The organism is Pseudoalteromonas sp. NC201, from assembly GCF_002850255.1.
Taxonomy (GTDB): domain Bacteria; phylum Pseudomonadota; class Gammaproteobacteria; order Enterobacterales; family Alteromonadaceae; genus Pseudoalteromonas.
In genome coordinates, this window is record NZ_CP022523.1 from 590,488 (window position 1) to 615,748 (window position 25,261).

Here is a 25,261-nt window from a genome sequence, read left to right on the forward strand (position 1 = left end):
AAATAGATTCATAGTTATTTGTCTCGAAGGGGGTGCTGATTTACTTTGAAGTCGCTCTGAGTGGTCCCCAAGCTCGTTACTTTCCTCCAAAGAAAAATCTATTTTATTGCTTTTTATTTCAATGCAATAGCATATTTCGTCAATGTTTTCATAAAAAGTGTTTGCTTTTTAGTCTGTAATGTTAAAAAGTAACAGTGTAATCTTTATTTTTTGTTAGTAAGTAACATGTGATGTGTTAGGGGCGTTTAGAGCACGTCACTGTGTGGTAGGTTTTTGGGCTGTGGTGCTAGAGATGGCATTGCTGGCTTTTTCACTGGTTTTTAAAAAGAAGAAAGGAACAAAAAAATGTCAAAACTAGTCACCGGTATTGGTAAACATAACCCTAAACGAAGCAAACTGAGCCTTGTGGTTTCATCTGTACTTCTTGGGTTTTCTCCACTTTGGGTTGCCGCCGAAACTGTGGGTCAAAATGACAGCGATGTCAAATCTGCGACTGAGAACGAAGCGGTTGAAGTCATTGAAGTTCGTGGGATCCGAGGCAGTATCAATAGTGCCCAAAACATCAAGCGCTTCGCTGATACGGTCAAAGACGTGATCACGGCGTCAGATATCGGGGCATTACCAGACAAATCGGTGACTGAAGCGCTGCAACGTGTACCGGGTGTTACGATTGAGCGATTTGCATCGTCCGATGACCCTAAACATTATGCTGATGAAGGTACAGGCGTGTTGGTTCGTGGCCTAGACAGGGTTCGCTCTGAGGTGAATGGCAGAGACGCTTTTAGTGCAAATCCGTCAGGCGGTCTGAGCTATGAAGACTTTCCTGCTGAATTGCTAGGTGCGGTAGAAGTGGTTAAAAACCAAACTGCGGATCTTATTTCAGGCGGTATATCTGGCACGGTGAACCTTATCACCCGCAAACCATTTGACTCTGACGACCGGCTTATCTCGTTCAATGCAAAGGCCAACTATGGCGACTTTAGAGAAGAAGTGACGCCTTCGTTTTCAGCGTTGTTTTCCGACAGTTGGGAAACCAGTGCAGGTAAGTTCGGATTCTTAATTGCGGCTTCCTCATCAGAATATCAGACTCGAGGAGATGGTGTTGGCCTTGGCAATTTCCACTCTCGAGGCGATTCCTTTATTCCTACCTTGGATCAATGGGGTGGCATAACCGGTGTTGAACCATCATCGCCTGTGGATGGCCCCGCTTTACCAGGGCAACCAGCTGGCAGTGTATGGCATGTGCCTGTCGCTATCCATATGAGCACGGCAACTAATGACCGTGAACGTACCGGCTTAACCTCTTCACTGCAGTGGGCAAATGCTGATGAGACCATAGTTGCGACATTAGAGCACATTCGCTCAGAAGCGTCTCTTGAGTGGAACGAGCGGCAAATAGGACAAGCAGCTCAAGGGTTTAAAGGTTTTATGGGGTCTTCACAAAATTGGACTGAAAATACGGAAAGTGGCCACCCACTAACTACAGATGATGGTTTTGTGACTTCCGGTATTGCACTTGGCGTGAGCCCCGAAACGCCATTCTTCTATCGTAGTCGCTGGAATTACAACGAAAATACCGTGAAGGACACTTCATTTAAACTAACGTTAAAACCAATAGATAGATTGACGGTCGATTTTGATTACCAGCGGATCGACTCCGACAAAGAAGTGCAAAACTACAGTATGTCGGGTCAAACACGGGGAAACCATGTTCATGTTGTCTCGCCTTATTTCCTCGATATGCGTGGCTCAAGGCCGACAGTAGAGTTTCTCAGTGACAATATTCTAACGGCAGGTTGGTCACCCAATGAAGATTGGAATGGACCTGTGCCTAACCTGTTTTTGGGCAGCGGTATGGAGCAGGTTGAGCGCAATACGGCAGAATCAGACAGCGTTAAACTGGATTTTAAGTATGAGCTAGACGGTCATTTCACGAGTGTCAGTTCCGGTTTTTATATGTCAGATAAAGACCTAACGGTGCGAGATACCGCTTACGAGGGCTGGTCTGCAATTGGCACCCCTTGGATCCAAGATGACCGAAATGCCGCCGCGGCGGTAAATCGTCCAGAATTATTTGAGCGCGTTGATTTTTCAGATTATTACAATGGTCAGGTATTACAGGGGCCAGTCAATAACTTCTTGTTCCCAAGTATGGATCTGGTGAAAAACTACGCCGACTCTTTGCGCCAAGGTTGTCGTGATGGTTGGCACAATGCCACCAACAGTGCGGCAAACAACGGTACATGCTCTGGCACTTATGTACCTTATGCAGACAAACCCAATCGCGTTGAAGGCCCATTCGCCGCACACAATATAAGTTCGACCAACGAGAAGCGTACTGAATTTTACATTCGCGGTGATTTTGACTTCGAGTTTCAAGACATTCCAGTGGTGGGTAACGTTGGCCTGCGCTATGTAAACTATCAACTAGAGTCTACGGGCGCTTTGGTGCAACCCGCCCTCATCAAACGTGGTGAAGAGGGGACATCACTTAATAATGTGATGCAGCAGGCAGAATATAAGCGATATTACGACATTGCAGGGGGAGAGTCCGAACTCAGTACCGTTGATGGCACAGATTATAGCACTTTGCTTCCGAGCTTAAATTTGAGTTTTGGTGTATCAGAAGACGTAGTGGTGCGATTTGGTGCATCAAAAGCGTTGTATTACCCAAGTTTAGTTGATGCCAGAAATATCAGTATTCTTAACTTGGATTACACTCGCGTGCTACAAACTCCCGGCGCTGATTACGACGAGGCAACTAACCCCGTTGTTGGGCTAGACGATATCAGTCTAACGGCGCTTTCTGGGAATCCATATTTAGAGCCTGAAGAAGCAATAAATACTGATTTAACTACCGAATGGTATTTCGCGTCCGCAGGTTATGTGACGGTAGGACTATTTCACAAAAAGCTAGATAATATAATCCGTAGCCGCGCCTTTGATCTTGATGTTTCTTATGGCGGCGAAGATTATGATGTCTCTGCTTATGGCCCTGCTAACACTGGCTCTGGCACCATTCGTGGGATGGAGTTTTCCTACTCACAATTCTACGACATGTTACCGGGTGCATGGAGCGGTTTAGGTTTGCAACTTAACTTTACCTATATCGATCAAGATGGACTTGAAGATCCAAATGAAGTCTCTAAAGGCACGCTTGGTTTCGATGAAAATGGAAACCCGCTAACCGATAATCGTAATACCTTCCGAGTGTTTGGAGGTTTGCCGCTACAAGGTTACTCAGACCAAAACTTTAATATCATCGGTATGTATGAGTACGAGGACATTTCTTTTCGCCTTGCATACACTTGGCGCTCTGAGTATTTGCTCACACTTAGGGAATCTGAAGAGTACGTCCCTGCCTATGCAGAGGCGTCAGGTATGATGGATGCAAGCTTGTATTACACCATCAACGAGCATTGGAAAGTGGGTTTTGAAGCCAGCAATTTATTGGATACGGAAACAAAAACCAAGTATCAGATGGACCAAGCTGGGACAAAAACGCAGGCACTCAACTTTACCACGGATAGACGTTTTGCATTGAGCGTCCGTGCGACTTTCTAATGTCAGCAAAGGCCAAGTGCAGCTTGGCCTGATACCAATCGCAGTAAGTCAATGTACTATTTTGACGTGTGGAACTAATGTTTAAACTCAAGGATTTGAATAAACAATGACAATATTAGCGAAAGGCACTGGTGACCCATTGCAACTAGAAGGTTGCGGCTGGGATATTCTCGCAGAGCAGGTCAGTTTGCCAGTTGCAGTGATAAAGCAAGACGCCATCAGCCACAACGCGAATTGGATGGTGAATTTTGCAAAGGAAAGCCAAGTATTATTGGCACCCCACGGCAAGACGACGATGTCACCAGCGCTATTTACACTACAGCTTGAACATGGCGCATGGGCTATCACGGTAGCGACCGTACCACAAGTTTCCGTAGCCATAGTTGCGGGCGCAAAACGAGTGATCTTAGCGAATCAACTTGTTGGCGAATATCATATGAAGCAAGTTGCTAGCATGCTTACTGATACTGACGTTGAGCTCTATTGTTTTGTTGACTCTATTGCAAATGCCCATGCCTTAGGCACATTTTTTACTCAGCATTCGCTGCGCATTTCCATTTTACTCGAGGTGGGAGTTGAAGGTGGTCGCGCTGGTTGGCGCAATCTTGCAACGATAGTGCAGCTAGTCAATGTATGCCAACAGTATGCTAGTTTAGAGGTAGCTGGCATTGGGTTTTATGAAGGCGTGATCCACGGCCATAACGCCGAGCAAAGGATTGCCACATTCGTTGACTCAGTAATAAAAACGGCGGCAGATTTACGACAAAAAAATGTGTTTTCAAAGGCGTTACCTATTATCACGGGGGCGGGGTCTGCTTGGTACGATGTTGTGACAAAGACACTAAACAAAAGTGAACAGGCTCAGCAATTTCGTTTTGTGATCCGTCCCGGCTGCTACCTTATTCACGATACTGGGATCTATCAGGATGCGCAGCAAGCGGTGTTATCACGGAGCAATCTCGCTTGCGATTTGGGAGAAAGTTTGGTGTCGAGCTTAAGTATATGGGCTTACGTGCTTTCGACTCCAGAGCCGGGTGTCGCGATAATTGGCATGGGTAAAAGGGATGTCGCATTTGATGCTGGCATGCCCACACCAGAGCTGATTTACTCTCCGCCGTCAAAGCAGCTGTGCTCATTAGGCGGCGCGGTAAAGGTCGAAAAAATCATGGATCAACACGCTATGGTAAGTATTGCATTTGGATGCGAGGTGCAGGTTGGCGATATGATCTGCTTTTCGACTTCTCATCCTTGCTTGACCTTTGATAAGTGGCGACAAATTGGTGTTGTCGAGCGGGATTGGGTGATCACCCAAACCATTTCTACCTATTTTTAATTGAGGCGAAGCTGTGGACATTATTAGCAAAATTAAGGAAGGTTTGGGGCATTTTAGCCCAGCGGAAGAAAAAGTCGCTCGGCTTATTTTGGCTGAGCTTAACTTTGCCGCAAGCGCATCCATTAGTGAGTTAGCTGAAAAAGCACAGGTCAGTCATGCCAGCATCACACGGTTAGCGCGTAGCTTAGGCTGCATCAATGTACGTGACCTTAAGTTTCAGCTGACACAATCAGCCGCAATTGGTGAGCGTTTTACAAATCCTGAGCCAATTGAAAAAGAAAAGATTTCTCATGTTTATACCTCTATTCAGGAGATCCTTACGCTCAATGCGGGACTCATCGATGAAGCGGTTGTGGAGCAGGCGAGTGAAGTGATTTGCGCCACACGTCATTGCTTAATTTTTGGGGTTGGTGGTGGTAGCAGCCTGATGGCACAAGAATGTCAAAATCGCTTATTTCGCTTGGACGTACTTAGTAATGCTCACTCCGATCCTATGATGATGCGCATGGTTGCCGCAACCGTGAATAAAGGGGATGTGGTGATTTGTCTCTCGCTTAGTGGTGTTTCTCCTGATGTGAAAGCGGCGGCGCTTATCGCCAAAGAGTATGGTGCTGAGGTTATTGCTATTTGCCCAGTGAGCGACTTGGCGGACATTGCCGATCACCACTTAGCCATCAAAACTCAAGAAAGTGATTACATCTTTAAGCCCAGCGCTGCACGCTATGCCATGATGGCGGCAGTGGATATCTTGTCGAGCGAAGTTGCTATCCGCAATCAAAAGCGCTCAAGAGAAAAGCTTCGACGGCTTAAAACCCAGTTAGATCAGCATCGAGATAAAAACAGCAATATGCCACCTGCCGATAAACGCTTTCCGCTGGGGGATTAATGCTGAGCTCATCTCCTTATGTTGATATCCTCATTCAAGGCGCAACGGTGTATTTTGAACCAGATTCTGAAGCGCAAGTGGTGGATGTCGCGATTAGCAAAGACAAAATTGTTGCGCTTGGCAACTGCAGCCATTTGCAAGCACTGCAATGCATCGATGCCACGGGCTTAGTGCTCGCGCCTGGTTTTATTGACGTACATACCCATGATGATCTTGAAGTTCTGCGAGGCCCACATATGCTGAGCAAAGTGAGCCAAGGTGTCACCACCGTCATTGCCGGTAATTGTGGCATTAGCGCAGTGCCTTATTGTGCAGATCAAGCGCCGCTTGACCCCATTAACTTACTCGGGGAACAGTCAGAATTCGCCTATCGTGAACTACAGGATTATCAACACGCCTTTAGTAAGGCTGCTCCGAGTGTCAATTTAGCCATGTTAGTTGGTCATACAACGCTCAGAGCGCAGGTCATGACGGATTTATCTCAAGCCGCCAATGCGCAAGAACTTGAACAGATGAAAACCTTGCTGCATCAAGCGATGGCGCAGGGGGCGATAGGCTTTAGTACTGGCCTTGCTTATTACAATGCGAAGGGGGCAAGTCAAGCTGAAGTGAATGCGTTGGCCGAGGTTGTTACACCATTTGATGGTATCTATACCACGCATTTACGCACAGAATTTCAAGGAGTCATCCGAGCTATGGATGAAGCCTTTGCTACGGCAGAGCATGCCAAACTGCCGCTGGTTATTTCACATATAAAATGCGCTGGTAGAGAGAATTGGGGCAGAGCGCCTGAGGTATTAGCGCATTTTGAACTGCATAGAAAAACGCATCCAGTGAGCTGCGATTGCTACCCTTACGCCGCGAGCTCAAGCACCTTAGATCTTAATCAAGTGACGGAGGAGACGGACATTTTTATTACTTGGTCGGAGTCTCATCCAGAACTTGCACAGCAAAGCTTGGCAAACATTGCCACGCAATGGCAAGTGTCTCAGCGTGATGCTGCAAAGCGCTTGCAGCCAGCGGGCGCTGTGTATCACTGTATGCTGGAAGATGATGTGCAGCGGTTTGTAAGTTATGAACACAGCATGGTGGGGTCTGATGGTTTGCCGTGCGATCCGCATCCGCATCCGAGACTGTGGGGGACATTTCCGCGGGTGCTTGGACATTACTGTAGAGAACAACAATCGCTGCCGTTGGCATTGGCTATCCACAAAATGACAGCGTTACCAGCAGCGCGCTTTAAGCTGCGGCAACGTGGCAATATTCAAATTGGTTATTTCGCCGATCTGGTGTTATTCGACCCCAACCGGGTGTTAGACCAAGCAAGTTACAGTAATCCAAAACAACTTGCCTCAGGCATTGTGAAGGTTTGGGTGAATGGCAAGCTCAGCTATGTTGAGGGCGCGAATGCAGACACCATTGTCGATTTCGGCCGAGCAGGGCGATTTTTAACGCGTCAAAACTAATAAAAATCAAAAATCATCAAGAGGTTAACATGACAATAAGAAGAATAGGTGCTGAGGGCGGCACGGGCACTGGTGGACAACACTTACCCTTTGCACGAGCGGTTGAAGCTGGCGGTTGGTTAAAGGTCTCGGGGCAAACGCCAATGCGAAATGGTGAAGTGGTTGAGGGTGGCATTGTAGAGCAGTCGCGTCTGGCCATAGAAAACTGTATCGCGATTATGACCGAGGCAGGTTATGGCCTTGAGCATGTTACGCATGTCTCTGTGGTATTAACTGACGCAAGATATTTTCAGTCCTTTAATAAGGTTTTTGCAGAGTATTTTTCAGCGCATCCTCCTGCGCGAATTTGCATGGTTGCCGACTTAGTCGTGGACTGTAAAGTAGAGGTTGATGTCACCTGTTACAAAGGCGAATAGACGTTATACGAACAACAATGTTCACAGGAGGAGAAGCATGACGGATAGTCAGCAAGTGTATTTGCTTATTTTTCTGTTGTATTTGTCTGCCATGATAACGGTGAGTTGGCTGGCATCTCGGTGGCAACGGTCAAATTGTGACTATTTATTAGCTGGGCGAAAAGTACCGTTGATGCTGACACTAGGCACCACCGTTGCCACTATGGTTGGCACTGGCTCGTCGATGGGAGCGGTAGGCTTTGCCTATCAACACGGTTGGGCGGGCACGCTTTATGGCATTGGCGGCGCGCTAGGTATTTTATTGCTAGCTTGGTTGTTTGCACCGGTTAGGGCTGAGCGCTTTGCGACAATGAGCGAAGAGTTAGCAAGCTATGTAGGCAATCATCAAGTCGTTAAAAAGCTCTTAGCAATATTGATTTACGCGGCAAGTGTCGGCTGGCTTGGCGCACATTTGATTGGCGGGGGCATGTATTTAGCTTGGCTCACTGGGTTAGATGAGATCAGTGCAAAACTGATTATTGGACTGGGGCTTGCGGTATACGTAACCTTAGGTGGATATTCGGCGGTAGTCTGGACGGATGCTATTCAGGCCGTTATTTTGTTTTCGGGCTTTTTGTTGATGACCTACTTTGTAGTCGAGGTGGTCGGTGGTTGGCAAACACTAACCAGTGCTTCGGTTGCAGCGGGAGCTGGGCTCTTTTCATATCAAAATATTGGTTTGTTGCCTGCTATTTCAATGGCGCTGGCAGTGCTGGTGGGCGTATTGGCAACACCATCGTTTAGGCAGCGGATCTACTCCGCCAAAAGCATAAGCAGTATTCGTATGTCGTTTATTATCTCGGGATTACTTTATTTAGGGTTTTCATGTATTCCTGCTGTGATTGGTATTGGTGCTTATGCAGTTAACTCGAGTTTAGACAACCCTTCATTTGCTTTTCCCTATTTGGCGTTAACGGCGATGCCGGTGTTGATTGGCGGCTTTATTTTATTGGCGGGTATTTCCGCAACGCTTTCTAGTGCCAGCTCCGATGCCATTGCTGGAGTCAGTGTGTTGGTTGCTGATATTTATCTGACTTGGTGTAAGGGAAATATTGCGCCACACAATCCGCTTTTGGTCTCTCGTATTGCCATGTTGACTACCGTATCGCTGGCATTATTTATGGCGGTGCTGTCGAGCGACATTATCAGCTATATCACCAAAATGATTTCCGTTGTATTAGCGGGGCTTTGTGTGATGGGGTTATTGGGGCGCTTTTGGCAAGGTTATACTTGGCAAGGCAGTTTAGTCACCTTGATGGCAGGTTCAGTGGCTGCCCTACTCGTTGGTATGAACGACGATTGGCAGGCTTATTTTGGTAACCCGATTATTCCTGCGCTGCTCAGTGCTTTGGTGTTTGGTGTATTGACGAGTATCGTGACAAAACCCAGTGTTACCGCATCGTCTGAAAAAACGGAAGTGGCATCATGAAAGGCGCAATAAAACAGTTGCTGTGTTTTGGTGAATGCATGGTGGAGCATAGAGCAGATGGCACTAGCTCGTTTGGCGGTGATACCTTTAACACGGCTTGGTACATGGCTCAGTTACTCAAACAAAGCAACGATAACCACATCGCAGTTAGTTTTGCCAGCGCCATTGGTACGGACAAGGCCAGTACAAACTTGCTTGATATATTGTCAAACACCAACATTAGACAAGACTATATTTCGCTTGAACCACATAGCGCGCTTGGCGAGTACTGGATTACGCTCGATGAGAAAGGAGAGCGACGCTTTACCTTTGCCCGTGAGCACAGCCCTGCAAGGCATTATTTTAAGCGTGATGAGACGTTAACTCAGGCACTTCACAACAAGGAGATTGATGCAATTTATCTCTCTGGAATAAGCCTTGCCATTATATGTGAGTCGCAGAGAAAGCACTTGTTTGAGGCGTTAGCCGCGTTTAAAAACAGAGGTGGGCTCATATTTTTTGATAACAACTATCGCCAAACCCTTTGGCGTAGCGATAACCCAAAATTGAGTTATCAGGCTGTAATGGCGCTGGCGGACATCGCATTTTTAACCGACGAGGACGAATATGCAGTGTATGGCACCGCAAATGTGGACGAAATAATCGCAGAGCATCAAAAGCAAAGATCACAACTCTTAGTTATTCGCCAAGGTGCTCAGCCATGCGTGCTCGCGCCAGCTGATGATTCTTCACCTATTTATATCGCGGCGCAAAACATAGCGCCGCAGCTTATCTTAGATACCTGTGGTGCAGGAGATGCATTTGCGGCAGGGTTTTTAGCACATTGGCTGAAAGGTTGCGATTTGCAAACGGCTGCTTGCTTTGCACACCAAGTTGCCGCCGAGGCTATTCAGCATCACGGCGCGCTGATATCCGCCGACTTTCTGCCAAAGCTTGTTACTCAGGAATAGTGTAATGATGAGAATGTATTTTAGTGTTTTTTTATTCACCGTGTTGTTGCCGATTTTAACTGCAAAAGCAACGCCACTGTCGCTTATGCCCATGCCGCAACAAGTGAGTATGACCGAAGGCTCGCTAGTATTTGATAACGAAATCAAGGTTGCGATACACGGCTTTAGTGCGCAGAGGCAGGCATTTCTGCTCGCCAGAATGCAGCAATACATTGAGCGCATTACTGGAAAACCTATTCCGATACGGGTAGTAAAGCGTGGCAAAGCGGACTTAACCATTCGCGTAGAAAATATCGAAACCGAGTTACAGTTTCCTCAGCTGAATATGCCAGAAGACTACCAGCTTCATATTGAAAAGGGTGGAATAGTGCTTGGCGCAACCTCCGTTTTCGGCGCGCAGCACGGTCTTGCTAGCCTATTACAATTGGCCCAGAGTAATACATCGAGGCAATTCATACTCCCCTATACAACGATCAGCGATAGTCCTCGCTTCCCTTGGCGTGGGCTACTTATTGATAGTGTTCGCCACTTTATGCCAATTGCGACAATAAAGCGCCAACTCGATGGCATGGCCGCGGCAAAGCTAAACGTTTTGCACTGGCACTTAACTGATGACCAAGGCTGGCGAATGGAAAGTAAGGTGTTTCCTAAGCTGACTCAACTGGCTTCAGACGGATTGTATTATCGTCAATCAGAAGTGAAAGAAGTGATTGAGTATGCAAGCCTTTTAGGGATCCGTGTGGTGCCTGAATTTGGTATGCCGGGGCATGCAAGCGCGATTGCCGTCGCTTACCCAGAGCTGATGACTAAATCGCAACCTTATGAGATGGAGCGCCATTGGGGAGTGTTTAAGCCACTGCTCAATATCGCAAGTCCTGATGTGTACATCTTTATCGACGATTTACTGGCTGAGATGACGAGTCTATTTCCAGACGGCTACCTGCATATTGGGGGTGACGAGGTAGAGCCTGAGCATTGGTTGGAAAGCCCTGAAATACAGGGGCTAATGGCAAAACATGCGTTGAAAGACGGTCATGACCTGCAAAATTACTTTAATACTCGTGTACAAAAGATTATCGCTAAGCACCAACGTGTGATGATGGGGTGGGATGAAATTTTTCATCCGGCGTTGCCTAAAGATACTGTCGTGCAGTCTTGGCGTGGTCATGATTCGTTAAATGCAATTGCAGAAGCAGGTTATCAAGGCATTTTATCAACCGGGTTTTATATTGATCAGCCGCAGTATTCATCATTTCATTACCGTAACGACCCACATCCGGTTTTACCGACAGTGTATCTCACTCAACCGCAAGTATTAAGCTTAGCCTTTACGGTCCCACGCCTAAAAGGCAGCGCAGTCAAAGGCGAGCTTGTGGTGTTGGGTGGACAAGTGCTTATAAAGCTTAATAACAACCGCCATCAGCTAGCACAAACAGACAAGCCAATTACTAGCAAGACTCAGCAATTTACCGCAGCCATGGATAGTTGGATGGGACCGTTACAGTTTGAGTTTAATACAGCGCAGCAACAAGGCGCGGTAATGATCGGTAATAGCCGTTATCCGCTCACACTTGAGGCGCTTGAAAAACCACAGCCTGTCGAGGTTTCAACACCGTTAAGCCAAGTAAACGACGGGCGTATTTTAGGTGGTGAGGCGACCATTTGGAGCGAAATGGTCACCGAACATAATCTTGATATCAGAATATGGCCGCGACTTTTTGTGATTGCCGAGCGTTTATGGTCTGCTAAAACGCTTACGGATAGCAAGCAGATGTACGCGCGATTGGATCATATAAGCGATTTTGCACATAACGTCATTGGCTTAGGTCATAAAACGCAGCAACAAGCGGGTTTTAGTAGGCTTATCAGCACAACCTTGGATGAGCCAAAGCGCAAGGCTACGCTTGCATTACTCACTCATCTTGCAGAGCTTGTAGAGCCAAGTCACTATTACACGCGTCATCATATTAAGTTCTTAAACGACGAGTATCACCAGTTTGCAGCGCTTGATAAATTTGTCGACTATGTTGCGGTTGAAAGCCGTCAGGTGAGGCTACTTGAGGAGCGAGTCGCAAGCTATATCGCTGGTGATAACACTGCGTTAGCGCACATTGGCGCGATATTGCAACGTTGGCAATCGGGGCTTGAGGCGTTAACACTGTTACAGCAAAGTCCAAAACTTACAGAAGCACACTCATCGGCGTTAACGGTGACGCAGTTTATTGCATTGAGTCAGCAAGTGCTTGAGGTTTGTAAAGGGGCTTTACAGGCTCCGCACCTAGATAGCCATCTGCTAGCGCTGCAAAATTTAACGGATGAAGTGGTCATAACAGGAATTTATCCAGTTCGAGCGCTTTACCTTCATTGTAAATAGGAAAGTCATGAGAAAGGTCATACTCAGTTTATTTTTGCTACAGAGCAGTGGTTATGTAGCTGCCAACACGGTTGTAGATACACAAGATTGGATAACGGATGGTGTTTTCACGCAAGGTATTGAGGGACCTGCGGTGGATGATGCCGGCGTGTTGTATGCGGTTAATCATCAACAGCAAGGCACTATTGGTAAAGTGATTGCGCAAGGCAGAGCGGAAACCCTGCTGACGTTAAAAAATGGCTCTATTGGTAACGGTATTCGCTTTGATAAGCAAGGCAATATGTATATAGCCGATTACGTCAATCATAACGTGCTTAAAGTCACCAAAGCGGCACTTGCACAAGGTGGTGATTTGTCACAATTCGTGACGGTATTTGCTCACGATAATCGCATGGATCAACCTAATGACCTTGCGATCATGGACAACGGAATTCTTTTCGCCAGCGATCCTAATTGGCAAGCCAGTAGCGGTAAACTTTGGCGTATAAATACAAACGGAGCAGTAACCCTATTAGAAGCGGATATGGGCACCACCAATGGCATTGAAGTTAGCCCTGACAATAAAACACTTTATGTGAATGAAAGCGTGCAGCGTAAAGTATGGCGCTATGAGTTAGACGAACAAGGCAATATTAGTAACAAACAATTATTTATCTCGTTTACCGATTTTGGCTTAGATGGTATGCGCACGGACAACCAAGGCAATCTTTATATCGCCCGTTATGGCGCTGGTGTGGTCGCTGTGGTTTCACCTCAGGGCAAGCTAATTAAAGAAATTAAACTGAAAGGCAAGTACCCGACCAATGTGGCTTTTGGCGGCGAGGAAGGTAAACGCTTATTTATTACCATGCAAAAACGCGGCGCTATCGAGATGGTAGAATTACCTAATGGTGTTTAATTGATATTTATACTTCGAGAAGTATAAATATCAAATCATAAATTTGAAATATGAGCTTTTTGATACTTTAATTACATCATTAAAGTTACAAGGAGTTACATTGTGTCATTGCTAAACCCTAAAGTAGGTCCTGTTATTGGTGTTACTACAGAGCAAACGGTTCGAGTTATGTGTGGTATTCAGTCTGCGGGAAAGGACGCTAAACCTAATTGCGGGTGGATTAGGATAAAACCGGCAGATGGAGATTGGGAGCAGCCAAAGCAGTTCAGGTTTAATCAAAACTTTTTTTATACGGGAGTGATAGAGCTTACCGGTTTAAGGCCAAATACTACTTATTGTTATCAAGTCGGTTATAATCCAACCTTTTCTGAACAGCGCATTGAAAGTGAGTCTAATTGGGCTGATTTACCTGAATATTCTTTCTCAACTCTAGGTAGAGAGGGATTCCGGTTTTGCTTTGGTTCGTGTCTTAGAAATAACGGTGATGAACGTTTTGGAAAAGCGCTTAGAGTAGTGAAAGCCTTTAATGAAGAAAAGCCGTTGGATATGATGCTTTGGTTAGGGGATCAAGTATATAACGACATGTATCTAGGTTTAACAATAAATAACTCAAGTACCAAGGACTTTAAGCGACTTTATCGTAAGTTTTTTGATAATCAATATGTTAAAGATATCTTATGTGCCATGCCTAATTACATGGTTATGGATGATCACGAAGTAGAAGATAGTTTTAAACACGGAGCTATTGACTACCAAGATACTAAAGTCAACTGGTTGACTAAAGATAAAGATAGGCTCATTAACAGCATTAATGCTTTCTATTCTTATCAGGCGTCACATGGGCCAATTTTTGATGTTATACCAAGTGATGTGCCGGGGGTCTCTTACGTTAAAGGGCAGGAGCACAATCAAGTACCTGTTCGCCATTATGCAGCGGTAGATTTTGGCAGCATTGGTCTATTTTTAATGGACTCTCGCAAAGAGCGAAGCTCTCAAGGGCTTATATCAAGAGCTCAAGAAAATGCCCTATTGGATTTTCTTAACTCTCATTATAAAGTTAAGCTAATAGGGACTTCTGTCACTTTTTTGGCTGATAATTATTCCAATGCAGACGCGGCGGATAATTGGAAAAAAGCTGCAGAGCAACGGAAAAGAATTTTAGATCACATGACGAAGAAAAATATTACAAATGTGTTCTTTTTATCTGGAGATGTTCACTCTCACTTCGCTTGTCGGCTTAACTATGAAGGAAAGCCCACTTCAATCCATCAATTAGTTTCTGGCTCATTATTCTGGCCAACTAGCTTTATAATTAACTCTATTCGTTGGTTTAAAGATGATGTTAGGTTTAGCAAAGCCATATATGGAGCCAGTAGATACTCGATATCAGAACCATTATCGACAACAGAATACGACTTTTATGCGAGCAATGGTGTCGCTTATGTTGAAGTTAAAGAGTCCGAGCTTATATTCGAAATAAGAGATACTAAGGGAAACGTGATCATTAGTAATGTGTTTCCCCTTGAGTGATATCTGTAGTGTTTTAAGAAGGTATAGTCCAGATGCCCTCCAAAATCTTGTGGAGGGTACATGATGATATTTTTGCTGTGTCGCAATTTTATCTTATATTTTCCGCATTGTGTCATGCCGAGTTTTATCTTAAAGTCAAAAGGAATCATACAATTGCGCTGCTTTAAAGCTATTTAACCTGAATTCGGGAAAGAAGTTAGTTAAGCTACCAAAATACCAAAGTTTAAAAGTGTAATATCACTCTAGCCAGAAGTTATCCCGAGTTCAGGTTATTTAGTCGACTTTCCTGCAAAATAAGTATCTTTTAGCTTGGTAATGACTTCGGTGCTTACCCAATAAATGTTTGATACATCACCGGGTTCATTATATCTGCCAAAAAACAGGTATTTACCATCGGGTGTAATTCTTGGAACGGTTTCTGAGTAACGGGTATTAACCCCTTCACCTAAATTAATAGGACTAGACCAAGTGCCATCATGCTCCTTAAAATAGACATATAGGTCGTTGTCTTTTCTACTATCATCGCCTCTGTGACGACTATTAACCAATAGGTAATCGTTAGCGGGCGAAATAAAGCCATGAAATCCAAAGTCAATGTCAATGGCTTTGGGAGTCGTAAACGCGCCGTTTTTATTTTCAGCGGTATACATTTTGCGTTCTGACATATTGGAGAAAACAGGTTCGCCATTTGCGCTTTGGTTGAAGTCTGAAAACTTACCCGTATTTATTGCCGAATCGAATCTTTTGGCCTCACTCCAGCCATTTTTGCTACGGGTAACGTACCAAATTCCAGACTCCTTGGGGTCATCTGAACGCGCAGTAAAGTAAATCCGGTTGTCGTTTAAGCTAACGTGGGGAACCAGTTCATAACTCATTCTTCCACGGGTGAAATCTGCGGTTTGAGGTTGAGTCCACTGTCCATTTTCTACCTTTGAATACATGATTTGTGGGCTTGAGTCTACAGTTTCTTGCTCTTTAAAGGCAGTAAAATACACTTCTGTAAGGTCTGGAGAGAACGACACGCCGAATTCATAACGACCATGAATGGAGATGATATTAGGAGCAAAGAGCTGTGCGGTTGACCCTGGTGGTGTCTGACCGAGCCAAGGTCCTTTTAGCCTAGGAAAGGCTTCATTAGCATGGACATCATTGGTGAGCATGATGACTGCAAAAAGCAAAGAGGTGGCGGGCTTTATAAAATTCATCCTGTTCTCCTTAGGCACTTGATAAACCTGCTCACAGTCGCAGGGGGTTAGCGCTTTACATTATTATTTTGAACAGCGAACACTGTATCATCTTTGAACTAACTCCGTGTCTAAAAAAGCTAAGTTGGTTTAAGGGCCTCAGGGCCTTTTTTGTAATGGTTATAACAGCCATTGTGTTTGTCGTTAGATTATTGCACTTTCAACCACAAGCTACCTAAGTCCAGCGCTAGTGCACCAGACTTTTTGCTAGGTTTTCAATCAGTAAGAATTGTTTGGCTATGTCGTCGGCCCAGCTGGGATCGTATTCTTTTTGTAGCTTTTTAGGGCTAAATAGGTTGGCTCCATAGTCAAGAGAGATCAGTATATCGCTACCTTCTATAAACATTTGGGCTTTTACTTCGGGGATTTTTAACCCTTTTGGTAGGTGACTGGATGAGAAGAACGTTTTGACTTGCGACAATTGCGCCATATATTCTGGCGTGAGTACTTCGCGGCAGGTTTCTTCATCTTTAGCATAGACTTGATACTCTTTTTCAAAGTCTTTTTGTTCAAATTTAACTCGCTGTAATCCTTTTAAAGATTGACGTCGATTTATCAGCATGTTCCAAAGCCCCGCATCTTGTAACACTACGATTGGAGTATCTACAGGTTCAGGCATACTCAGTTTTATAACTGCACCATTAAACAAACGTTTGCTGTCATTGTTCTGGTGATGCGTGCGTATATGCACTTCAGTAAAGTAAAAGGGAATGCCATTTACTTCGCCGTTAAATCCATCTTCAGCCACAGCTCGGCCTCCTTTGGCTAATATACCTGCACTGATAGCTTCCTCGCAGATAAGTAAATTACCGCCGACTGAATATTCTAAGTTAAGTGCTGAAGCAATTGGCGCTATCATATAAGCTCTAGTTAACACACCCTTAGTGAAAGACTTAAGAGAATGTTTTAACAAAAAGTAAATAGGAATTATTGAGATTAAGAGAAAAGGCGCAAAAAATAGTAGGGGGATTGCAATACCAACCGCCCACCATTTATAGCGCTTAAACGACTTCAATTTATTGTCAAGATCGCTATCAAAGCTGGATGTGGTTTTATCTAAATTGTAATAGGCCTCTTTTAACTGCATCTCAACGCCAGCTAGGCGTGGATCAATATGATGCAGAGACCTCTGTTCTAATAATGGCATAACTTTTCCTTGTAAGTCGCAATGGAGATTGAGAAAAAATTGTACCTTGTAATACTTTATAAAGTAAGTGATAAGAGTGGTGAATATAATAAAAGGCGAGTTCAACTTTTTACGTGACGTCTTTCACTAGGGCGTTTTGACCTTTGCTGTTTGATTTTTATTCTTCTGAGTGTGTTTTGGTCACGACACTCGACTTGCAGGGCATAAACCAGTTCGTACGCAAGCTTTGGCCTATTTAACTCAAACCCATGTCGAACATAAATTGAGTATCCGAATACCTGAGTGTTGTTTACTATCGTCTCGTCAATAAAACCTCGGGATTCCCCGTTGCTTTTAATGGCTTGTTCGCGATAGGAAATGAGACGGTATCAAGATGAATGACGCAAATTTTTCTGGATGCTTAATCCCTTTTTATTATTATCAATGGTCAAGTGAGGTTTGATTTGGCACTTCGACACAGGCAGCGAAATCTATGATCACAAAAGTATCTGAAAAAGTCATCATCTCACATTGGCATATGGTTCTAAGGTCGTTATTTTCCTTGCCTATTGTTGTTAAAAACACTCTATGGTCAATCTACACCTTATAGAAGCGTCATGGTAAAGGGCCAAAATTTCATAAGGAAATATTAAAAACCCGCATAACTTTAGATGCGTCGGGCTTTTAGTTTATTTATATAAATTGGATAAGATTAAAAATGATAACTGACAAATACCGCGATGTTACTAATACTACTTTTGAAACAAACTAATGGTTGTAGTCAACACTCAAGGCGATAGTGTCGCTCAAATGCCAGTAGGCTATTACTAAAACAATGCACAGCATCCCACCTTGGCTTAGATACACGACTTATTTAACCTCTGGCCTATTGCAACAAATTTAACGCAGTAGAAAGGGATAACAGCTGCTAGAAAACATATTGTTATCCCGAGTTCAGGTTACTTATCAAGGCTGGCAGTCAAATTACCGCTTATTATACAGGTGCATACAGTCTTTTAGTTTGGGTAGTCGTGACTATGGATAACTAACTCATTTATAGCAGCCTGTTTCGGCGCCAACAGCTGAAATTGGTATAACACCTCCGATTTGGTACCTAGACTTTGGCAGGACACGAGAGCGAAACTATCCCTAAAACTCTCTAGTAAAATAAGGAATGCTCTAACTCTTTCCTTATGCAAATCTCTGGTTGAAAATTGTATTTTTTGGAATTTCTTATTGAGAATGATTTTTATTAGTGTTAACTTCTTAGGGAACATAACTCAGAATTTGTTTTTATCGTTTTTCATTTGTTAATATTTTGTTGTTCTGATGCGGTTAATAATGGGTGATGTAATAGATAGCTATATACGACTGAATAACTAAAAGTGAAATTCATTCTTATCTGACTTGTTGATATGGTGAAACATCCGGCTGTTCTCGGTAACTTACATGTTTCTCTAAAGGAAGTATTAGCTACAGATGCCTGAGTGATACGGGGATTGGAAGGGGGGTTAAAAATGACTATGTGTAGTGACATTGAAATAAGTACAGCGAATAAACAGCAGCATATTGATAATGTGGTTGGGCAGAATTTTGTGCAGTTGATGCCAGGGCTTTCTGTGAGCCTATCTTCAGCGCAGGATTTGGGGGCGGCAGATACTAAACATATATTTCCTGGCGATGACCAATATATTCACATTAACAATGTTCTTGCGGGGAAGTTTGAAGCGACGGTCGGTAATACGCTGTTACAATGTGAGTGCGGAGACTTCAATATTGGTTTTTCGGGTGGGGAGAATTTCTGTGCTTACCATAGTAATGATTTTAGTAACTTAGAGATCATGATAAAACCCGAAGTGCTTAATGAGCTTGCTGGTGAAGAGCTCAGTGGGGTAGATCTAGGGAAAAGTATGTCATTCTTTGTGAAGCAAAGTGGCCCCAGTAGAAAAGTCAGCACATGTGCGAACCGTATTCATAAGTTGATAAAAGATCAAGAAGCCAACCCTCTGCTGCTGCATTCCGCTACGTTAGACTATCTATATTGGCATCTCACTGCACTGAAATCAGTTGACACGAGCAACCAACTCCCGCTTCGAGAGAAAAAGCAGCTTATTGCAGCTAGAGATTTTCTATTATCCGATCTTAGTTGCCCACCTACCATTTCAGATGTGGCTAAGGTGGTTGGATTAAACCAGTGTAAGCTAAAAAAAGGCTTCAAGGTGCTATTTAACAATACGGTTTATGGTTGTTTCCAAGAAGAAAGAATGCACAAAGCAATGAACCTATTAAAAGACAATAATGTAACCGAAACAGCCGTCTCGCTGGGTTATAGCAATGTAAGTCATTTTAGCGTGGCTTTTAGAAAACAATTTGGGGTGTTGCCTAAAGAAGCGAGACTGAACCTCGCTCCCAGTATTGTTTGTGGTTAATCATTTTTGAGTGTGTGCCCTGCGGGCTTTGCCCGCAACACATAAATCCATTCTCCGTCGTCTTTTTCTGTTAACCAACGGCCTGAAGCGTTAGCGTTTTACTCAAAGTGATGTCAACAACACCTTCACCTTTAAAGTTCCAAGTTATGTTCAAATTACTCTGACTGGCTAAAAAGACTAGTGCTTCTTGCTCCATTTCTCTCACTATGTCTGCAAGCTCAGGGCAACCGAGCTCTTTAAACATAGCAGCATACGCACAGTCGGTGATAGAAATGCAAATCGTTGAGGAGTCAGCCTTTGATTCGCTTAGTGTAAATAGGCCAAGTTTGGCGTAGTTTCTAAGCCAAGTGAGCCAGTACTCTAAAATCACATTCTCTTTGTTTTCGAATATATTAAAGGATTCAGGATTAGGCCATAGCCAGCGCATTTCCATTTTGCCTGTCTCTAGAAACATGTCACGATATAATCGGTAGGCTTTATCCTGCCCTAGTAGTTTCCTCGCGTTGCCATAACCTGAGCTAAACATACTCATATCTTTAGTGATGGACTTCCAGATTTCGGTATATTCTCCTTGGTGTCTATCGCGCCAGTGCTGTAAGCCTTTATTATCTCGACGCCATGCTAACAGCGTAGAAATTACAAACTTTGCAAAGCTATACCTACTGGTGGCCTCTTTAAGTGCTCGCCATATCTCTGATTTATAGAGATATTCTTGTTGCCTTTTTGCCATTTTTGGATGTTGCTTTGTTACTGTATACCAATTTAACCCCAAATTTCTGAGACTATTGATGTCTGGTGATACGCTGTCTACCCAGCCAAACTCTTGATCTGCTCGATGTGTGTTCTGGGTGTTTGCAGGTTTTGCCGTGACACCATATAAAGCCAATGTTTGCAGTAGCTTTTGGCGCGTTTTATAAGACAAATGCTCTACGGCTTTGACGCCATAGCTGTCAAAGAACACATTGTTTAGCCAACACTCAACCACAACACATGCCATCTTGGCGGTTAGTTCATAAGAAGAAATAACCCCGTGTAACATTAGTCCTGATTGCGGATTATTGTCTGGGTAAACCCATAAACAAGTATCGGGATCTGACTCTTTTTTGGTTTTGAGCTTTTGCCCATTATTAAAAAACATCTTGGAGAAAAATGTATTTTTACGTTCGCCTAAGCGATATTTACTCATAAACTTTGCAAATCTAAGCGTTAGGTGTTGGATGTGATAACGACTATCTAGGTGCTTTATGTCTAGGTCTTCAGCAACATACTCACAACCAAGCCCAGCGACTTCAGGTGTTGCAAATGGAATTAGGTCGGCTGGTTTTTTCAATGCTGGAAAAGTAAATTGATGTTGTGCGTCCTGCCAAGGCGTCTCAACCTGCTTGCGAGTCCCTTCTCGCCAGCAGGTTAAGTGATTGGTAAAGCTTGCTAAAATCGCTTGTGGACTGGTCTCGCCGCCACCATAGGCTGCGCCCATATACAAACGACATTGATAATAGCCCGTTGCAGATGCTTTTTTATGCGCAAGCTCAGTTAACAGTAATGTTGAAATACCAGGGGAGAAGCCCATACCTGTGAGTAGCAAGCGTTGTTTTGATTGGGCCTCAGTATTCAGTGCGTGTATTTGATCTGCAGCCTGTAGGCTGTCATTAATGTCGAGGGCATCTATATTCGCGTTCAAGCACAGTTGATGCGCCTGTAGGGCAAATTTATCCATTGGACCTAAAGCAATCACAGCTAAGTCGAACTTTTTGAGTGTTTCAATGCTTTTGGCTTTGTCATTTATATCAAAAGGAACAAAGTTAATATGCTCTGGCAATATGCCCGCTTTTGGTGTTCGCCGTGCCGCACAGCTTATTTTTAAATCTGAGAGGCGTTCACTGAGTAAGTTGATAATGCGCCTGCCCGACTCACCTGTACCTCCCAAGACGATGATATTTTTACTCATGCAGCCTCCTGCTTGGTGTTGTTGTCTGATTTAGAAAGAATAAGCCCTGCAACGACACCTGCTTGTTCGAGATCTTTTATAAAATGATTGGCATCAACAGCTTCATGTAGCATCATTGGACCTGTTTTGGTGATTTGATTGTTTAATAATTGCTTAGCCGTTATGCCGATGATAAAGCCTGTAGCCTGATAGGTATCTTCTAGAATGATTTGGCCATGGTGTACGCGTTTGTCAGCACATTTAATTTGGACATCGACGGCGTAAATTGGGTCGAGCTTACGCATATCTTTAGCTGAGGCCTTACATAACCATCGCGCCGCACGAGCGATAGTTTTATGGTTTTTGTACATCTTGAATATCTTCGCAATCATGCAAACAAACATAGCGCGGGGCCCTAGATTAGCACCGTAGACTTTAGCTGTTTGTATGTCATGTTCGTTGGCGAGTTGCACAATTTCTTCTGCATAAATCAACATAGTAGATGCGGTGCCTATGGGAGCAGGAAAGTGTGCTTTAGTACCAGCTTTTGAGAACTTTTCACGTTTAACTTGCTGGTTTTCCAAGTAGCAAAAGCCACGTTCGTGACCAAAGTCTCCTAACCCATTTATAATGTCCCATGCCGAATTGTAGCTCCAAGCGTCTCGGCCAACGTATTGCACTTCTAAGGATTTGATGTCCGCTCCACGGCTACATTGTTGAATAAGATAGGCGGGGAATACGCCTGATAAGCCCGGTAGCAAACCGGCGTTGATGATGAGCGGTACTTCACTACTGTGCTTCTTTTCATGCTCGTGGAGAGACGCGTACACTGGATCGTAGCCACCAGCATCAATAATTGGTACGCCTAACTCTTTACAGGCCAATACTATTTGATCGCCAATAATGCCTGAGGGGCCAACACAGGCGACGACCAGATCAGTATTCTCTAACTGAGTTTTTAAATCGTCGGTGTTTTGGACATCAAATTGTACAGTATTTATTCGGTCTTGATGTTGCGAAATTGCACTGGGTAATGAGGCTTTTCTACGTGAAGCAAACGTAAGTGCGGCTTGTGTATGCTCAAGTAAATACTCAGCTGCTTTTAAGCCTACTTGACCTGTACCACCGAGCAATAACACGGATTGAGCTTGCATGGTAACTCCCTTAATAAGCGTATCAACGCATTGATATTATTTATACAACGTCACGGTGGCGCTTAGTGCGTGCGCCACTTTCCACTCGTCATTGGTTTAGAAATTAGTACCTATAGTGAGGCCTATGGTTCTCGGGTTTCCTGCTTCTGCCGTGACACCGAAACCAAAGTTAAATTCAACTTTTGAGTAATATTCATCAAGCGCATTCTTCACCCATAAGTGCGCGTACCAGCTTTCGCTTTCAAGTCCTACTTTGGCATTTAAAAGGTGATATGCAGATTGCTTCATTTGGTTACCTGCATCAAAGTAGTGATCGCCCATATAAATGTTTTCTAACTGTGTGAATAAGGTGAAGTCGCTGTTGAGTTCTGTACGATTGCTAATGGACAGGTTGGCACTGATCTTAGGCGTGTTTGGTAAACGATTATCGGAATAATCTTCTATTGCACCAGTTGCAAAGTTCACACTTTCATACTCGCTATAAGTGGCGTCAACATAACTACTTGAGAAGCCAATGGTCCAATCCGGGTGAGGCTGGTAGCGCGACTCAAATTCAACACCCCGGCTGGTACTTTCGCCTGCGTTATCAGTGATAATAGTTGTGTTTTCTAACATCTGTTGCACTTGTTGGTCGTCTAAAGAAACGTAAAATGCAGTGATTGAAAAGCTCAGTTGGTTTTCTAGCGCTAGTGCTTTATAGGCGATTTCATAGTTATTACTGTATTCAGGCTCAAAGCTAGGCTTGCTTAAGTTGGGATATAAAGTGTCAAATCCTCCTGCTCGGTAACCTTTACTCCAAGACGCGTAAACAAGGTCATTATTGGCAGTTTGATAAGAGAGGGCTAATTTGGGTAGAACTTCGCTGAATTCTTCCTTGCCACCGTGTTGCGAGGTTACTCCAGTGGACTGAGAGTCGATGTTAATATCGGCTTCTCGCTGTTCTTTATGGTAGCGTAACCCTGCAATGACGGTAATATCCTGAGTGATTGCGTAGTCAACCTGGCCAAATACTGCCCAAGCTTGGTCATCTTTCCCGATAATCGAACGATCAATCATGGGTCCACTACCTGGGTACATAGAGGAGAAGTTTAGATCATTTCTTGTCGTACTCTGGGTATCTGATTGATAGGCATAGAACCCGACTAGCCAATGGTAGTCTTCAGTATTTTTAGAGCTCCAACGCATTTCATGGGAGAGCTGATCAAAGTCGTCCTCAGAGTGACTATGGAACTGATATCCTGCGTCATTGCCTGTATCTTGATCCGCGGTGTTCAGGTTATCCCAGTCACGCCAGCTTGTGATCGAGATGAAGTTTACATTGTCACCGCTATAATCCAGTGTAACCGAAGCCCCCAGTGCATCGCGATCGTCAACTCCTTCAAAATCATGTTCTATGTGATCTGGGTTGGCTTTGATACGCTCAAGTTGTCCCATCGCATACGAATCGCCACGAAAACGTTCATAATCCACCACAAAATTGGCTTCAAGATTGTCTGACGCGATCCATCTAAGTTTAGCTCTCGCACTCAGATCGTCGCGTGCACCAAAGTCTTTATCTAAGTAGGTATTTTCAAGATGTCCATCGGTGTTGTATGCCGAAGCTGATAAGCCGAGAAATAGATTATCCGCAGTCAAGGGGGTATTCACACCTAATCTAACCCGCTTTGAGCCAAAGTTATCTGCAGAAAAGGCGCCTTTGAACTCCGGCATTTCGTCTGGTTGTTTGGTGATGATATTAATAACACCAGCCAGAGAATTGCCCCCATATAGTGTGCCTTGAGGGCCCCTTAGGACCTCAATACGCTCTATATCCACAAGGTCCAAATCAAAAATACTATTGCTACTATAATTCACGCCATCGACGTAAAAACCTATGGTGGGTTCGGTGAATAAACCCGGGCCTATGCCACGAATAAATACATTACTGTCTCTTCGGCCACCCCAGCTATAAACGTGAACACTCGGGATCGCTTGTCCAAGATCTGTGATTGAATAGGCTTCAGAGTCGACTAGTTCTTGTCCAAAAATAGCCGTTACGCTAGAAGCAACTTCCATAATATTCACGGTACGCTTTTCAGAAGTAACCTCAATTCGTTCCAAGTCGATATGTTTGGCTTGATCATCAGCAAATACTGCTGAAGAGAAAACGCCTAAACTCATTGCTAACAAGGTACGCGAAATGTGATAGTTGAGTTTAGAAGTGGAGAAGAGAGGTTTGGCCTCAGACGTCAGCTTATAACGAAACATAGTAAATTAGCTCCTAGTAACAACGAATAGTAGAGTAGTTGGGCATTGAGTTATGCTGCGCTAGAAATGGGTTTTTAGGCTTACTTCTCGTCAGCGTTGACCATTTGGTCGGCCCTGTTTTTATTGCCCGTTATTGTCTGAATAAGCAAGGAAAGCCACTACCCGAAAACGGCCATTACCCCTCTGTGCGGTTTTTTTTAAAGGTAGTTAACAAGGCTGATAGTAATTAGGGCGCTTATGTGGCAGCCC

At 44.2% G+C, this 25,261-nt stretch carries 16 protein-coding genes and 1 pseudogene; 11 read left to right on the forward strand and 6 right to left on the reverse strand.

From position 1 onward, the window contains the following. The first annotated feature begins 345 nt into the window (after positions 1-345). The 10 genes from PNC201_RS20510 (at position 346) to PNC201_RS20555 (ending at position 14,885) form a co-directional block, all read left to right on the forward strand. The gene (locus PNC201_RS20510) at positions 346-3,564 is read left to right on the forward strand and encodes a TonB-dependent receptor (protein ID WP_102058240.1); all 3,219 of its coding nucleotides are present in this window, start codon (positions 346-348) and stop codon (positions 3,562-3,564) included. 106 nt (positions 3,565-3,670) lie between these two features. Next, positions 3,671-4,897 (forward strand): alanine racemase, encoded by a 1,227-nt coding sequence (locus PNC201_RS20515; RefSeq protein WP_102058241.1) that lies wholly within the window; start codon positions 3,671-3,673, stop codon positions 4,895-4,897. Between the two features lie 13 nt (positions 4,898-4,910). Continuing rightward, positions 4,911-5,783 carry a MurR/RpiR family transcriptional regulator gene (locus tag PNC201_RS20520; protein WP_102058242.1) on the forward strand — a complete coding sequence of 291 codons (873 nt, stop codon included), beginning with the start codon at positions 4,911-4,913 and terminating at the stop codon, positions 5,781-5,783. After that, entirely contained in the window at positions 5,783-7,249 is a 1,467-nt protein-coding gene (locus PNC201_RS20525) for an N-acyl-D-amino-acid deacylase family protein (RefSeq protein ID WP_102058243.1), read from the forward strand. Before PNC201_RS20520 ends, PNC201_RS20525 begins: the two co-directional genes overlap by 1 nt. A gap of 29 nt (positions 7,250-7,278) precedes the next feature. After that, positions 7,279-7,665, forward strand: a complete 387-nt coding sequence (locus PNC201_RS20530) for a RidA family protein (RefSeq protein WP_102058244.1) — start codon at positions 7,279-7,281, stop codon at positions 7,663-7,665. 37 nt (positions 7,666-7,702) lie between these two features. After that, on the forward strand, positions 7,703-9,133 hold the full coding sequence (locus tag PNC201_RS20535) for a sodium:solute symporter family protein (protein ID WP_102058245.1): 1,431 nt from the start codon (positions 7,703-7,705) through the stop codon (positions 9,131-9,133). Further along, positions 9,130-10,083 (forward strand): sugar kinase, encoded by a 954-nt coding sequence (locus PNC201_RS20540; protein ID WP_102058246.1) that lies wholly within the window; start codon positions 9,130-9,132, stop codon positions 10,081-10,083. The genes PNC201_RS20535 and PNC201_RS20540 overlap by 4 nt, the downstream gene beginning before the upstream one ends. 4 nt (positions 10,084-10,087) lie before the next feature. Then, entirely contained in the window at positions 10,088-12,457 is a 2,370-nt protein-coding gene (locus PNC201_RS20545) for a family 20 glycosylhydrolase (RefSeq protein WP_233525300.1), read from the forward strand. Between the two features lie 7 nt (positions 12,458-12,464). After that, positions 12,465-13,355: an SMP-30/gluconolactonase/LRE family protein gene (locus PNC201_RS20550; protein WP_102058247.1), complete on the forward strand. Its 891-nt coding sequence runs from the start codon at positions 12,465-12,467 to the stop codon at positions 13,353-13,355. 102 nt (positions 13,356-13,457) lie between these two features. Then, the gene (locus tag PNC201_RS20555) at positions 13,458-14,885 is read left to right on the forward strand and encodes an alkaline phosphatase D family protein (RefSeq protein ID WP_102058248.1); all 1,428 of its coding nucleotides are present in this window, start codon (positions 13,458-13,460) and stop codon (positions 14,883-14,885) included. Positions 14,886-15,154: 269 nt separating this feature from the next. Here the strand turns inward: PNC201_RS20555 and PNC201_RS20560 are convergent, their stop codons facing one another. The 3 genes and pseudogenes from PNC201_RS20560 to PNC201_RS23570 all read right to left on the reverse strand — a co-directional run. Then, the gene (locus PNC201_RS20560) at positions 15,155-16,090 is read right to left on the reverse strand and encodes a hypothetical protein (protein ID WP_102058249.1); all 936 of its coding nucleotides are present in this window, start codon (positions 16,088-16,090) and stop codon (positions 15,155-15,157) included. 226 nt (positions 16,091-16,316) lie between these two features. Then, positions 16,317-17,276 (reverse strand): DUF3137 domain-containing protein, encoded by a 960-nt coding sequence (locus tag PNC201_RS20565; RefSeq protein WP_102058250.1) that lies wholly within the window; start codon positions 17,274-17,276, stop codon positions 16,317-16,319. A 109-nt stretch (positions 17,277-17,385) separates the two neighbouring features. Further along, positions 17,386-17,472 (reverse strand): annotated as a pseudogene (locus PNC201_RS23570) (GNAT family N-acetyltransferase); the annotation flags it as partial. A gap of 1,300 nt (positions 17,473-18,772) precedes the next feature. Here PNC201_RS23570 and PNC201_RS20575 point away from each other — a divergent pair. Beyond that, the gene (locus PNC201_RS20575; protein ID WP_102058252.1) at positions 18,773-19,684 is read left to right on the forward strand and encodes an AraC family transcriptional regulator; all 912 of its coding nucleotides are present in this window, start codon (positions 18,773-18,775) and stop codon (positions 19,682-19,684) included. A 70-nt stretch (positions 19,685-19,754) separates the two neighbouring features. On the opposite strand, the gene PNC201_RS20580 is transcribed toward PNC201_RS20575, so the two are convergent. The 3 genes from PNC201_RS20580 to PNC201_RS20590 all read right to left on the reverse strand — a co-directional run bounded on the left by PNC201_RS20580 (position 19,755) and on the right by PNC201_RS20590 (position 25,012). Beyond that, complete coding sequence (locus PNC201_RS20580; RefSeq protein ID WP_102058253.1) at positions 19,755-21,632, reverse strand: saccharopine dehydrogenase; 1,878 nt, start codon at positions 21,630-21,632, stop codon at positions 19,755-19,757. After that, positions 21,629-22,765, reverse strand: a complete 1,137-nt coding sequence (locus PNC201_RS20585; protein WP_102058254.1) for a saccharopine dehydrogenase NADP-binding domain-containing protein — start codon at positions 22,763-22,765, stop codon at positions 21,629-21,631. The genes PNC201_RS20580 and PNC201_RS20585 overlap by 4 nt, the downstream gene beginning before the upstream one ends. Positions 22,766-22,861: 96 nt before the next feature. Further along, positions 22,862-25,012 carry a TonB-dependent receptor gene (locus PNC201_RS20590; RefSeq protein WP_102058255.1) on the reverse strand — a complete coding sequence of 717 codons (2,151 nt, stop codon included), beginning with the start codon at positions 25,010-25,012 and terminating at the stop codon, positions 22,862-22,864. Positions 25,013-25,261 lie beyond the last annotated feature (249 nt).

Coding starts and splice junctions, on each gene's coding strand:
- PNC201_RS20510 (WP_102058240.1), top strand. CDS start 346: ATGTCAAAACTAGTCACCGGTATTGGTAAACATAACCCTAAACGAAGC.
- PNC201_RS20515 (WP_102058241.1), top strand. CDS start 3,671: ATGACAATATTAGCGAAAGGCACTGGTGACCCATTGCAACTAGAAGGT.
- PNC201_RS20525 (WP_102058243.1), top strand. CDS start 5,783: ATGCTGAGCTCATCTCCTTATGTTGATATCCTCATTCAAGGCGCAACG.
- PNC201_RS20530 (WP_102058244.1), top strand. CDS start 7,279: ATGACAATAAGAAGAATAGGTGCTGAGGGCGGCACGGGCACTGGTGGA.
- PNC201_RS20535 (WP_102058245.1), top strand. CDS start 7,703: ATGACGGATAGTCAGCAAGTGTATTTGCTTATTTTTCTGTTGTATTTG.
- PNC201_RS20540 (WP_102058246.1), top strand. CDS start 9,130: ATGAAAGGCGCAATAAAACAGTTGCTGTGTTTTGGTGAATGCATGGTG.
- PNC201_RS20545 (WP_233525300.1), top strand. CDS start 10,088: ATGATGAGAATGTATTTTAGTGTTTTTTTATTCACCGTGTTGTTGCCG.
- PNC201_RS20550 (WP_102058247.1), top strand. CDS start 12,465: ATGAGAAAGGTCATACTCAGTTTATTTTTGCTACAGAGCAGTGGTTAT.
- PNC201_RS20560 (WP_102058249.1), bottom strand. CDS start 16,090: ATGAATTTTATAAAGCCCGCCACCTCTTTGCTTTTTGCAGTCATCATG.
- PNC201_RS20565 (WP_102058250.1), bottom strand. CDS start 17,276: ATGCCATTATTAGAACAGAGGTCTCTGCATCATATTGATCCACGCCTA.
- PNC201_RS20575 (WP_102058252.1), top strand. CDS start 18,773: ATGACTATGTGTAGTGACATTGAAATAAGTACAGCGAATAAACAGCAG.
- PNC201_RS20580 (WP_102058253.1), bottom strand. CDS start 21,632: ATGAGTAAAAATATCATCGTCTTGGGAGGTACAGGTGAGTCGGGCAGG.
- PNC201_RS20585 (WP_102058254.1), bottom strand. CDS start 22,765: ATGCAAGCTCAATCCGTGTTATTGCTCGGTGGTACAGGTCAAGTAGGC.
- PNC201_RS20590 (WP_102058255.1), bottom strand. CDS start 25,012: ATGTTTCGTTATAAGCTGACGTCTGAGGCCAAACCTCTCTTCTCCACT.